Here is a 13,035-nt window from a genome sequence, read left to right on the forward strand (position 1 = left end):
TAAAGTGGATATAAAAAGTTAATCCTTTAAGATTAATCATTAAACCACTTTATTGATTTAATAAAGCTGAAAGATAGTGATTTTTAAATAGTATATTGTTTAATCAGTGAAAGGAAAGAGATGAATTTTATGGCAAGTATTGAAGTCAATAAAAAGGCACCAGACTTTGAATTAGAAGATTTCGAAGGAAAGACAGTTAAGCTTTCAGCTTTCAGAGGAAGTAAAAATGTAATGCTTGTATTAAACAGAGGCTTTATATGACCTTTCTGCCGCAAGCACATGATGCAGTTGCATAAAGATTATAATCAGTTTGAAAAAAGAGACACCGCTATTGTCGTCATTGGTCCTGAAAACGATAAAAAATTCGCAGACTACTGGCATGAAAATGACTTAGAATTTTATGGTCTACCTGATCCAAACCATTCGGTATTAAAATTGTATGGTCAAGAAGTAAATCTTTTTAAGATGGGACGGATGCCAGCTCAAATGTTGGTAGATAAAAAGGGTGAGTTGAGATATATTCACTACGGTCATTCCATGAAAGATATCCCTGAAAATAGTGAGATGTTAGATTTGATAGATAGTTTATAATCAATTAACTAAATAAAGAGCAAACAGCACACATGCTGCTTGCTCTTTTGTTTCCTAATCCTATCGAATTATTTAAGATAACTTGGATTATTTTTTAGGCATTTTTTCGTCCTTTAGAATTTCTAATTTATGTGACTCCATCGATTCAATTTCACTGTCATCTGGATCGTCTAATTTTTTTCGATCTTCTGAATTTTCCCAATTTTTCCAATCTTCTTGTGATTTCCATGAGCCTAAAACCACAATTAAATCCTCTTCAATGCCTCTACTGATTGATAAATTAATGAAACCTGGTTGATCATTTATGATTTCACGATTCGATAATTTATTGATGATGCTTTCTGTTTTGCCTACTTTAGGTTTTATATGTTGCATAACTAAAAACATTCATACCATCTCCTTTATTTAAACATTAGCAAAGATGGTATTTATCTTCAATCGATTTGCTCAATCTAACAAGGGATTATTTGTAGTTGTTGATTATTTAATAGGGTTTGGCTGGATGGAAAATTTTAGAATTTAATTTTCGGTGACTTCAACTATTAATTCGTTTGCCATTCATTCGCAGAATAGCATCTATTATTATTTTCAATTTCATTTGCAACAAATAATTTGTGTCCATCATAAAAATATAAGATTTGGTCATTAATGAGCAAAGCAAATGTATGGGCACTTTCAGAATCTTTATTGACTTGACTAGGATCGATCAGTTCAAATTTAGTATCGGCAGGAAAACTGGCGTTGGTCTTCAAATGCATTGCTTGAATGACTTGAACAAAGTTATTACTATTTTTAAATTGAAGCTTAAAATCATTATAATCATCAAGATAGTGATCAAAAGCTTTTTGAAGAATTTCATATGTTTTCTTTTCAACTAGGAAAGCATCTTCATTTTTAAAACTTGTAGCTTTTAATGCGATTCTATTTTCTTGTTCATCATCTAGACCAATCAAATGGTTTACATCGATCACAATTTCATCATTTACTATATAAAGACCAAGGTCTTGATAAACCCTAGCATTTTGATAATTTTCTCGCAGATCATATGCCATTGATTGATAAGGATATAAGCTTTCGGGTTTGCCTTGATTATTTAATAGTACTACCGGTGACACCGTTTTACGAATTAAGCCTGAGCCTAAGCCACCTTCAAACTCTTTGAGACCTCCTGTCAAGATAACGAGGTCTTGATATGGAGCGGGTATAGATTCAATTGTTTCATTCTCATCTACGTAGAAACGTATACTTTCTCCTTTTTCTCGTTGTGTAAAATAGTAGGCCATATTAAATAAGCCACTTTCTTCGATTGAGACAATGATATCTAAGTTAAGATTCAATTTAGGAACTGTTGCTTGTGCTTGATATATACCAACGTACTTTTCAATTTTTTCTGGTGCTTCATATAGACTATCGTCAGGATTAAGAATTTTATCAGGGATAAAATTAGCCTTAATGTGATGTCCTTGGTGATGACCGTCTACTTTCATATGGTTTGTTTCTTTAACATCAGCTTCTGCTTGTGCGAAAGTGGCGTGTGGAAAAAGTAGATTAAGGGTTAAGGCAGTTAAAATTAATAAAGTAATAAATATTCTTTTCATTAGTTCACACCTTTCAGCAATTAGTTGGGTTTAATTCCGTCAATGTATTCATAAGTATTTCCATGATTATCTATTAATTGTCCAGACTGTTGCACAAAAGAAAAAATTTCTTCACCGAATAATTGGACGGTCCAATGATCGTTATTTACAGTGATAGTTGGGCAGGAAATAGTGAAATAATTATAATCATTTTTTTGTGTATATGAAATGTCAGGAATCGTTTGATTAATCAAGTCTAAGATATTTCTTTGTGTCATTTCAGGTGTTATCTGATCTACAATGGCTAGATAAACTTCTTTTAAGTTAATTGGAAGATTATTTTCTTTCTTATATCTCTCTTGAACAGATATAGAATAATTCTTAAGGTCTGGATAAGGGTAAGCATTAAATTCGAATAACCATTCTATAAATTCTTGATCAATGGTGTCATCGTGATGGTCTTTGTTTGATTTAATATCTTTTTCCACATCTTGCTGTTCATTATCATAGTTATCTTCATGGTCGTGTCCATAAACAGGGTGAGCATACCTTGATTCATCTTTAATATAGATGATTAATTGGTTTTCTTGAAAAAGCAATCCTTCAATACTACTTGCTTCAGGGGCTAGATAGTATCCGCTGAAAGGTAATTCTTTCATGCTTGAGCTTTCAGCTTTAACAAGAGAACAAGGTGAGAGTAGGGAAATAAACAAAAGGAAACTTGCTAAAATAGATTTAAGTTGCATAAGATTCTCCTTAAAGAATAAAAGCACAGACTTATCTTAGCTGTGCTTTTTGTGACTAATGTATTAATTATTCAGCAGAGCTTTCAGTTACTTCTTCAGGTTCTTCTTCAGAGTTACTGCTTTCTTCAGCCGATGAATCTTCAGAACTTTCCTCACTTGTTTCAGAATCTGAACTTTCTTCAACACTTTCTTCAGAAACTTCTTCTACTTCAACTGTTTCTTCAGAAGCTTCTTCTTTATCGTTTTCCTTAATAGATCCAGAAAACTTCTTTGTTACTTCTAAAGGAGCCATTTTAGTATCGCCACCTTCATATAATCCCATGGCTGCTAAAATCTTATAGGCAATATCTGTATTTTCAAAATTACCTTCAAACATTGCAGCGCCAGCACCGATTGCAAAAACTGGAACTTTCTCAGGTGAGTGGTCAACAGTTGTGAATGCTAAACCAGCTTTACGTGCTAATAGACGTGTAGCAGCGATTGATAATGGTTCATATGCATGGTAGCCTTTGATAATATCTGCTTGACCCAGATTACGTTCTTCATATGGTTTCATTGTTTGTTCGAAAGCATAACGTAATTCTGCTAATTCATAAGGTGTTACTAACATTAAGTCTTTGGCTTCTTCTTCACCTTCTTCAGCCGCTTTCTCGACTTCGCCAGCAGTCTTTACAACTTCTTCTGCTTCCAGGTCAAAGATAAATCCGAAGTTTTCTTCTAGTAATGGAACAGCATCTTCAAAAGTCATTTCTGGATTTTCTTCTTTGGCCTTAGCAAAGATTACATCAAATTGTTCTTGAGAAACTTTTTGATTGTCTAGTAAATGGAAGTAAGAGTTATAACCTGTTTCCGAGTTTCCGATGGTGAAACCGCCGGTAGGATGATCAGCAGTTACAACGATTAAAGTTTCTTCAGGATGTTCATAGTAGAAATCAATTGCTTCTTGGATAGAGTCTTGAAAGTCAATCACTTCTTTAATAGTTGTTGCGGCATCATTAGCGTGCTCTGCCCAGTCAATCTTACCAGATTCTGTCATCATGAAGAAACCTTCTTCGTTAGCGCTTAGGACTTCAATTCCTTTAGCGACCATATCTGCTAATGTAGGTTCACCTTCTTGTCGATCAATCGCATATTTCATAGAAGAACCATCTGATTCAGAAAGAACAGATGCAGGTGCATAAACTTTCTCAGTGTCAGCAGTAATAGTATCGAATTCTTCTTGAGTATCTGCTACCATATATCCTTTTTCTTCTAATACCTCGTATAAGTCTTTTTGATCATCTTCAGCACCTGTTCGCTTACCAAGAGAACCCCCTGCAAAATATTCAAAGTTTGAAGCAGCCATTTGTTCACCAATTTCGTAATAATTTCTACGGTGTTCAACGTTTGAATAGAAGGCAGCAGGAGTCGCATGATTTAAAGTTACTGTCGATAGGATACCAACGGCTTTTCCCTGAGCTTGAGCTTTTTCAGCAATTGATTCTGTTTGTTCGGTATAGCCAGGTGTTAGACCAATGACGTTTGAATCAATCTTTACGCCATTTCCAAATGCGGTAGCAGTACCAGCAGAGTCCGGAACATAATGGTCAGCATCGGTTGGGTTTTGCAGACCAACAACAGGAAATTTAGCAAAATTTAACGGTTGAGCGACTGCTTGACCGTTACCTTCGTCACCATTATCTGGACCTAAGTAATATTCAGCCGCAGAAACAGGGATATTTCCCATGCCATCTCCGATAAATAAGAAGACATATTTTGCTCGGTTTTTAGAAATAAGAGATAAATCTTCAGTTAACGCACGGCCTTCTTCCAAGGTTGCTACTGGAAGTTCCGACCATTGACCTTCTTCTTGTTTAGCAGAAGTCATTGTAGGGGCACATACTGACATTAATACAGAAGCACATAATGATAGAATTACTGTTTTTTTCATTGGCTCAATCCTTCTTTATAATTTATTGATGATTTATTCATCTAGATATAAGTTAGCAGAGCATTGTAAATTTTTAGTAAATTCTAAGTAAAAGTAAGGTAAATTTTCAACAATTTATTAAGAAATGACTCCAAATTGTACAAAAGAGAATAAGATTGTTGCGACAAGAGTACAAAGATGAATAACTGGTATATCAATAGGCTACTAGACCAACATAAATGATAATAGCTACGGTATAAACAAGCTAAACACAGCAACTATTACTATGTTAAAATGTAATTATTATTATTTGTTTATAAGTTGAGTTAAAGTCCCCATAAATTTATGATTTTTATCCATTGAGCAAGTTTGTGGAACATTCAAAACACTTTGAAAGTTGTCTTAGTATCGCTGTATAATTAATTTATGTATTTAACCACTTTAACAATCTGTTTTTGATAAGATTAAGGAGAGCAATATGTTAGAAGAATGTATCTATTTTATTAATGGTTTTGGTGGCATGAAGGAAGAGAGTGAAATTTTTTTGAAATTATTGTCTAAAAAAGGCTTAGGAGTAAATTATCTCTATTTACCCGGACATGAAGAGGCCTTTAATGACAATGTAGTAGCTAAAGAAGACCTGATTAACTTTTATAAGGATACTATCGGGGAGAAACCATCTGTTATAATAGGGCATTCTATCGGGGGTGAAATAGCTGCTTTTCTAGCTGCACATTTAAGTAATATTACTAACGTCATTTTACTTGATGGAGGGATTATCTCAAGTGAAGATTTTGGAGTATTACTGGAAGATGAACTGATCAATGCAAAACAGATCCTATCTAGCGGTAATTATAAATATATGAACGAGGAGAGCGTTTTGAATCTTTTGAGTCTTAATCATTCGATTCAGTTATCGATTACTAGTAAAGCATATAAAACACCTACATTGCTTCTGATTAGTGATCTTCAAGAGGTTTTACCGACCAAGCTAAAAAGATCTAAAAATTTAAATGATAATATAAGCATGAAAATTATCGAAAACGCGAGTCATGCTATCTATCAAGACCAACCTGAAAAAATAGCTGAAGAAATTGCTAGTTGGCTGAATATGACTAATTGTAAATAGCTTAAATTATCCTGGTCTTTGTTTGGCAATGATCCGATCTATAGGATATGCTGACATAGGTAATAAGAGGAGACTTGGTATGGAAATCATTAATGTGACTGCTGAAGTTGATCCATTATTTGTAAATGGGCAGTTTCAAATCAGTTTATGAAAGAATATATGGATAGATGGTTAGCCAACTATCAGGATTTACTGTCTGATGACGCCAAAAGAGTGTTTGTTGGTGGGAAGTTTAGCTTTTAAACAATTATTTCCCCATTAAAAAAAGGACTTTTTCAGAAAGCAAAAAGCGGTTCAAAGTAGTAGACTCATTTAGGCAAGTAACTGGGGGGTTAAATAAAAAAGTTATTCAAGCATTTGGCAAAGAGCTAGATTTTACAATTATGCTTTATTTAGGTTTATGTAATGGGGCAGGTTGGGTGGTAGAACTGGACAGAAGAACTTATATTCTAGTGGGAATTGAAAAAATGATCGAATGAGATTGGATGAGTAAAGACCGTATGTATGGACTTATTTTTCAAGAATTAGGGCATGTCTATCATCAACAATATGGTAATTTTGACCAATTTGAGCAAGGTGAAAACTATTTTTTATGGTTACTCTTTACCGAAGGAATTGCAATGTATTTTGAGCAAGTCTTAGCAGGAAATTTGAATTATTTTCATCAAAAGACTAATGGATGGTTAGAATGGTGCAATCTTCACTTAACGACTATCAATAAAGATTTTGATAATGATATCAGCAAAATGACCACTGAGAATTAAATTTTCTTTGGTGATAGGTTAAGATGTCAAGTAAGACCCGATTGTGGATATCCAGGAGCACTTTTTGTACAATATATCTGATCTAAGGTTCATTTTAATCAAGTGGGGGGGTTTTGGCTGGAATTTTTAAATTGTAGCTATATTCGATGACTGATCATAAAGTATGTTGTGACTTAGCAAGGTATAGACTGAAGGGTATTTTAGGTTAACCTAAAAATTTATTGCAAGTACTCTAATTTTGTTATAAAATATTATTAGGGAATGGCTGTAGCTTTATATAATTAATTAAGTTTAATGGTGGCACTGAGTTTTTATATAGTAAGTTTAGAAGCCTATTTAATCGCTAATTCTATATAAATTCTTAAGGGATTTAAGCTTTGAAGGCCAGTCCTATATCTTATTAATTAGTTAAAATGATTAGTTATTAAAGGAAGTGGTGTGAATAGTAGTGATTATTTTTTAAGCTATTCTTTAGAAAAATATTTAAAGACTAGCCAGAATAAATGAAGAAGTTCTCTATTATTAGAATGGACTCTAAAAAATCTTATTTAAAGAAAGGAAATGACTATGACAATCAATCAAGAATTAATACAATCATTCAAAACAAAATATCAAGCAGAAACGATCAATCATGCAGTAGAAAATGCGGTAGCTAAAGTTGGGTTCAATCAATCTTCATTTAATAATGAGGCCGTGAGAGACCATACCTTCGTTTTCTCCGATGAAACAAAAAGAGGCAAGATTACCGATCAGAAGAAAAGCGGTCGTTGCTGGATGTTTGCTGCCTTAAACGGTGCGCGTGTAAATACAATGGAAGAGTTAAATTTAGAAACTTTTGAATTTTCGCAAAATTATACCCTCTTCTGGGATAAGCTAGAAAAATCAAACTTCTTCTTGGATTCTATCATTGAAACGGTAGAGGAACCTTTAAATTCACGTGTGGTACAACATTTATTGCAAGCGCCGGTCGAAGATGGTGGACAATGGGATATGTTCACAGCCTTACTACAAAAGTATGGTTCAGTTCCTAAATCGGTAATGCCAGAAACTTACCATTCTTCTAATACTTATGAAATGGTAGCAATCATTACTAAACGTTTAAGAGCCTTTGCTAAAGAATTAAGAACGGCTTATCAAAATAAGGCTTCAAAAGAAGATTTGAAAGCAATGAAAGAGGATATGCTGTATGTTATATATAACATCTTAGTTAAAGCCTTGGGACAGGTTCCAGAGAAGTTCTCTTACAGTTACCGCGACAAGGATGGAAAATATCACCGTATTGAAGACATCACACCACAAGATTTCTTTAATAAGTATGTGGGTTGGGATTTAGAAGGTAAAGTCAGTGTAATCAACGCACCGACTGAAGATAAGCCTTTCGGACGGGCGTTCACTGTTAAATATTTAGCCTCTGTAGCCGAAGGCCACCCGATTACTTATATTAATGCACCAATTGAAGTGCTTAAAGAAGCTGCAATTGCTTCAATCAAAGATGGCAAGCCAGTTTGGTTTGGTTGTGATGTTGGTAAGATGAGTGATCGTGAATTGGGTATTATGGATAAAGACTTATACGAATATGAGGCTATCTTAGCTGAAGCGCCTCAATTAAATAAGGCTGAGCGCTTAGATTATGGGGAGAGTTTATTAACTCACGCCATGCTTTTAGTAGGTGTGGACCTAGATGCTGATGGTAAACCAGTCAATTGGAAGGTTGAGAACAGTTGGGGTGAAAAATCTGGCGATAAAGGTATCTTCTCAATGAGTGATCAATGGTTTGACGAGTATAACTATCAAGTGACTGTTGATAAGAAATACCTTGATCAAAAATGGTTAGATGCTCTTAATCAACCAGTCATTGAATTAGAACCATGGGATCCAATGGGATCTTTAGCTGATTGGAACTAAGATGATCCAGTTTAAAATAACCCCTAAATTTAATAATTAAATATAAACAAATAACTCCTTAGATCATGAAGACAGTATAATTTGCAGAGAGCATTATACATGTGTAATTATGAATCAAAGGAGTTTTTTGATCTGTTTTTTTAGAAAAAATAGAAATACTATTACAAAAAATATTAACATTTCGATCTGTCTCATTAAGAAGCTTTAATAATAGTCTATACATTCAACATTTTTAATAATAGTCTATACATTCAAAACTTGACCAAATTTACTATAAAAGGTATATTTATTTTTTATAGTAAAAATTACGAGGAGGATCAGAATGGAACAGAATCAAGGACTGTTTAAAAAGCTCAGTGTCTTAATCTTAATGTTTATATTGCTTTTGCCTGTTAAAATGATTGTAGGTGCTGAAGACAAGAAGTTATCAACTATTAATAGTGAACAGATCCAAGAAGGACTTGAAGATCCTGGTGTTTTAAAAGTAGGAATGGAAGCTAATTATTCACCTTTTAACTGGTCGCAACCTTCTCTAGTAAATGGAGCGCTCCCTATTTCTAACTCTAAAGGAGAGTTTGGCAATGGCTATGATGTCCATATCGCACAAGAGTTAGCGCAACAGTTAGGTTTGGAATTAGAAATTGTAAAATTAGAGTGGGATGGTTTACCTCCAGCTTTAAATTCTGGTAAGGTAGATGCTATCATTGCTGGCATGTCGGTCACACCAGAGCGTAAGAAGGAAATTGACTTTTCTGATAATTATTATGAAAGTCAGATGGTCCTGGTAGTTCGCAAAGATTCTGATTTTGTCGATGCTCAATCCATCGAAGATTTTTCAAATGCTAAAGTAACCGCTCAGCTAAATACCTTCCATTATGGCTTAATCGATCAAATACCTAATGTCCAGAAAGGGACAGCTTTGGATTCTTTTCCAACCATGATTTCTTCCGTCCTATCAGGTAAAATTGATGCTTATTTATCGGAAGAACCAGGAGCCATGGCTGCTGTAGCTGCTAACACCGACTTAACTTATGTAAAATTTACTAAAGAGAATGGCTTTGATCTGAGTCAGGTAGATACAGGAATCGCGATTGGTTTACGTAAAGGAAGTCCTTTGGTGGAACCAATTAATCAAGCTTTAAGTCAGATTGATGAAGAGGAACGGATAGCATTGATGAAAGAAATGGTAGAACTCAATCAAGGTCAAGAAAACCTTAGCTTTTGGCAAGATGTTCAGGCTTTGTGGGCTAGTTACGGTAATCAATTTATTCGTGGTGCCTTGAACACTCTATTCATTGCGCTGTTTGCAACCATTGTGGGGTCCGTGATTGGACTCTTGATTGCAGTGATCCGTTCAATGAAGGCCTTGTTCCAAAAAGGTCGCCCTTCTTATTATTTGTTTAAAGTAGTTGATTTTCTTTTAGTTACCTACATCGAAATTTTTAGAGGAACACCGATGATGGTTCAAGCCATGTTAATTTTTTATGGTCTAAAACTTTTCTTTGATATTGATCTTTCTTCAATGACAGCAGCTTTATTTATTGTTTCAATAAATACGGGGGCTTATCTTTCCGAAGTTATGCGTGGAGGTATTCAAGGGGTTGACAAAGGTCAATATGAAGGAGCCAAAGCAATTGGTATGACCCACGGACAAACCATGCGACATGTGGTATTACCGCAAGCTGTCTTATCGATTCTACCAACTTTAGGAAATGAGTTTGTGATTAATATCAAAGATACTTCCGTTTTAAATGTTATAGCAGTGACAGAATTGTTCTTTGTTTCCAAGTCTGTCGCAGGATCGACCTATCAGACTTTCCAGACCTTCTTGATTACCTCAGTGATTTATTTTGTTTTAACGTTTACGACCACTCGTATTTTAAATTTAATTGAGAGAAAGATGTCAGGTTCTCATTCTTATACAGTTGTTCAGTCTTCATCCACAGAAGCGGTCAAGGGGGTGAAAACACATGACTAATGAAAATAAAATCTTAGAGATTGCTCACTTATCTAAAAAATTTGGGGACAACTTAGTCTTAAAAGACATTGATTTTAGCGTGAAACAAGGAGAGGTCATCTCTATTATTGGCTCTTCAGGTTCAGGAAAATCAACCCTTCTGAGATGTCTCAATCTTCTAGAGCAACCGAGCGGAGGGGATATTATTTATAAAGGCAAGTCAGTGATGACCAATCATTACCCTTTGAATCACTATCGAGCAGAAGTGGGAATGGTTTTCCAACAGTTTAACCTTTTTAATAATATGAATGTTTTGAAGAATTGTACCATTGGACAAGTTAAAATCTTGGGACGGACAAAAGAAGAAGCAGAGCAAATTGCTATGGCCAACTTGACTAAGGTGGGCATGGCTCCTTATGTCAATGCGCGTCCTAAACAATTGTCAGGTGGACAACAACAAAGAGTTGCTATTGCTCGGGCTTTATCAATGGATCCAGAATTATTACTGTTTGATGAGCCGACTTCAGCGCTTGACCCAGAAATGGTAGGAGAGGTATTAGATACCATGACCCAATTAGCAAGAGAGGGTCTGACAATGATAGTAGTGACTCATGAAATGGCTTTTGCCCGTGATGTTTCTAGTCGGGTTGTTTTTATGGACAAAGGTGTAATTGTGGAAGATGGCTTAGCCCAGCAAGTGATTAATGAGCCCCAGCATGAGCGAACTAAATTGTTCCTAAGTCGTTTTCATAAAGAGCAAATGTAAAAATTAATAGACCTAAAAGAGGTGATCTTTATGACCACCTCTTTTAATAAGATCTAATTAGAGCGATGGTGTTATAATAAAAAAGCAGCTAATAAACTTAAAAGATTAAGGATGATGTTATGGAAGCAAAAATACCAACAAGACTCTCAAGGGTGAGCCTGCTCTTAAAAGAAGAGGGCCTAAGTCGGTTAGCTCAATCAAGAGTGGTAGTATTGGGGCTAGGCGGAGTAGGTTCTGCTTGTGCTGAGGCGTTAGCTCGAGGAGGAGTAGGCTATTTAACGATAATTGATGGAGATATTATTGAAGAAAGCAATATTAATCGTCAAGCTTTAGCCTTTTCATCAACCGTGGGTAAGGTTAAAGCAGATGTTATGAAAGCGATGATCGCTGAAATCAATCCGGACTGCCAAGTGGATGCCCGTCAAATATTTCTAACCAAAGAAAATATTGAGGAAATTTTAACTGATCTAGCAGGAGTGGATTATATAATTGATTGTATTGATACTATCTCTCAAAAATTAGAAATTGCAGCCTTTTGTCAAAAAGAAAAATTGCCCTTAATTTCATCTATGGGGGCAGCGAATAAATTAGATCCGACTTACTTAAACTTTAGTAAAATAGAAAAGACCTCTTATTGTCCCCTTTCAAAGATTATACGTCTAGAGTGCCGTAGAAGAGACATTAAAAATTTAGAGGTTCTTTATTCTAATGAACAACCCTTCAAAGTTGAAAATCCTACTGGCAATACAAAATCACAAACCTTAGGTTCGATGAGTTATATGCCACCAATTATGGGAATGATGCTAGCAGGAAAAGTGATCCGACGTTTGGCAGGGAAGGAAGAATATAAAGTTTGGTAAATCGAAGTAAGAAGGAGAGGAGAGACTATGAATTTATTAGATAGTCACTATCACTTTGATTTTATAAAAGACCAACAGGCTCGTCAGTTATTTTTAGAAACAATTGCTAAAGAAAAGCTTAAAATTGTGGCTCAAACTGTCACACCCTCAGGTTTTATTGAGTTAAAGGATAGCCTCAAAAAAATGGATTGTGATCAAAAGTTTCTGCCTTATTTATCTTTAGGTTTTCATCCTTGGTGGATTAAGTCTAAGGAACAAGCGAATAAGGAGTTAGCTATCTTTCAAGGGGAATTAGACCAATCTCTTTTAATAGGAGAAGTCGGTTTAGATTTTTCGACCAATGGATTGGAAAAAGCGGATGAGGACTTACAGATTTATGTTTTCTCAAACATTCTATCACTATTAGCTGAGCGTTTAAATAATCATTATGTGTTATCAATCCACGCAGTACAATCAGCTTCAAAAGTATTGGACTTAATAGAAAGTCATTCTGCTAAGAATATTACGGCAATTTTACACCGCTTTAATGGAACCAGTGATCAATTAACCAGACATCGAGATCAAGGAGGTTATCTATCTGTTCATCCGACGATGTTAAATACAAAAAAAGGACGCGCCTATGTTCAACAAATAGCTGGAGATCACATTTTACTTGAGAGTGATTGGCCAAGGGAGGATAAGATTATTTGTGATAGAAAAGAAGTTCAGCATATGGCTAAATCTTTAAAAGAACTTCTTAGGCAAACCGTCATAGATTTATCAGCCATCCGACAAGAAGAGATGGGACCAGTTATCGCTAGGACGCAAGCCAAAATTTATAAAGTATAAAAC

At 34.9% G+C, this 13,035-nt stretch carries 12 protein-coding genes; 8 read left to right on the plus strand and 4 right to left on the minus strand.

Going from position 1 to position 13,035, the window contains the following annotated elements:
• The first annotated feature begins 129 nt into the window (after positions 1 to 129).
• Entirely contained in the window at positions 130 to 591 is a 462-nt protein-coding gene (locus ACQV2X_RS03525; RefSeq protein ID WP_428874926.1) for a peroxiredoxin family protein, read from the plus strand.
• Positions 592 to 678: 87 nt separating this feature from the next.
• Here the strand turns inward: ACQV2X_RS03525 and ACQV2X_RS03530 are convergent, their stop codons facing one another.
• From ACQV2X_RS03530 to ACQV2X_RS03545, 4 genes are all read right to left on the minus strand, one after another.
• Complete coding sequence (locus tag ACQV2X_RS03530; RefSeq protein WP_428874925.1) at positions 679 to 978, minus strand: antibiotic biosynthesis monooxygenase family protein; 300 nt, start codon at positions 976 to 978, stop codon at positions 679 to 681.
• 155 nt (positions 979 to 1,133) lie between these two features.
• Positions 1,134 to 2,189, minus strand: a complete 1,056-nt coding sequence (locus tag ACQV2X_RS03535; RefSeq protein ID WP_428894236.1) for a hypothetical protein — start codon at positions 2,187 to 2,189, stop codon at positions 1,134 to 1,136.
• A gap of 20 nt (positions 2,190 to 2,209) precedes the next feature.
• Complete coding sequence (locus ACQV2X_RS03540) at positions 2,210 to 2,914, minus strand: hypothetical protein (protein ID WP_428894237.1); 705 nt, start codon at positions 2,912 to 2,914, stop codon at positions 2,210 to 2,212.
• Between the two features lie 67 nt (positions 2,915 to 2,981).
• Entirely contained in the window at positions 2,982 to 4,844 is a 1,863-nt protein-coding gene (locus tag ACQV2X_RS03545) for an alkaline phosphatase (RefSeq protein WP_428894238.1), read from the minus strand.
• A 457-nt stretch (positions 4,845 to 5,301) separates the two neighbouring features.
• Here ACQV2X_RS03545 and ACQV2X_RS03550 point away from each other — a divergent pair, with 457 nt between their 5' ends.
• From ACQV2X_RS03550 to ACQV2X_RS03580, 7 genes are all read left to right on the plus strand, one after another.
• Positions 5,302 to 5,952 (plus strand): alpha/beta fold hydrolase, encoded by a 651-nt coding sequence (locus ACQV2X_RS03550; RefSeq protein ID WP_428894239.1) that lies wholly within the window; start codon positions 5,302 to 5,304, stop codon positions 5,950 to 5,952.
• Between the two features lie 485 nt (positions 5,953 to 6,437).
• Entirely contained in the window at positions 6,438 to 6,716 is a 279-nt protein-coding gene (locus ACQV2X_RS03555; RefSeq protein WP_428891676.1) for a hypothetical protein, read from the plus strand.
• A gap of 567 nt (positions 6,717 to 7,283) precedes the next feature.
• Complete coding sequence (locus ACQV2X_RS03560; RefSeq protein ID WP_428885248.1) at positions 7,284 to 8,621, plus strand: aminopeptidase C; 1,338 nt, start codon at positions 7,284 to 7,286, stop codon at positions 8,619 to 8,621.
• Between the two features lie 322 nt (positions 8,622 to 8,943).
• Positions 8,944 to 10,599, plus strand: coding sequence for an ABC transporter substrate-binding protein/permease (locus ACQV2X_RS03565; RefSeq protein ID WP_428894240.1), 1,656 nt, complete (start codon positions 8,944 to 8,946; stop codon positions 10,597 to 10,599).
• Positions 10,592 to 11,344 (plus strand): amino acid ABC transporter ATP-binding protein, encoded by a 753-nt coding sequence (locus ACQV2X_RS03570; protein ID WP_428894241.1) that lies wholly within the window; start codon positions 10,592 to 10,594, stop codon positions 11,342 to 11,344. Before ACQV2X_RS03565 ends, ACQV2X_RS03570 begins: the two co-directional genes overlap by 8 nt.
• 119 nt (positions 11,345 to 11,463) lie before the next feature.
• Positions 11,464 to 12,204 carry a tRNA threonylcarbamoyladenosine dehydratase gene (locus tag ACQV2X_RS03575; RefSeq protein WP_428881653.1) on the plus strand — a complete coding sequence of 247 codons (741 nt, stop codon included), beginning with the start codon at positions 11,464 to 11,466 and terminating at the stop codon, positions 12,202 to 12,204.
• Between the two features lie 27 nt (positions 12,205 to 12,231).
• On the plus strand, positions 12,232 to 13,032 hold the full coding sequence (locus ACQV2X_RS03580; RefSeq protein ID WP_428874916.1) for a TatD family hydrolase: 801 nt from the start codon (positions 12,232 to 12,234) through the stop codon (positions 13,030 to 13,032).
• Positions 13,033 to 13,035: the final 3 nt, after the last annotated feature.

Source organism: Facklamia sp. P12945 (assembly GCF_050409485.1).
In the GTDB taxonomy this organism is placed as follows: domain Bacteria; phylum Bacillota; class Bacilli; order Lactobacillales; family Aerococcaceae; genus Facklamia.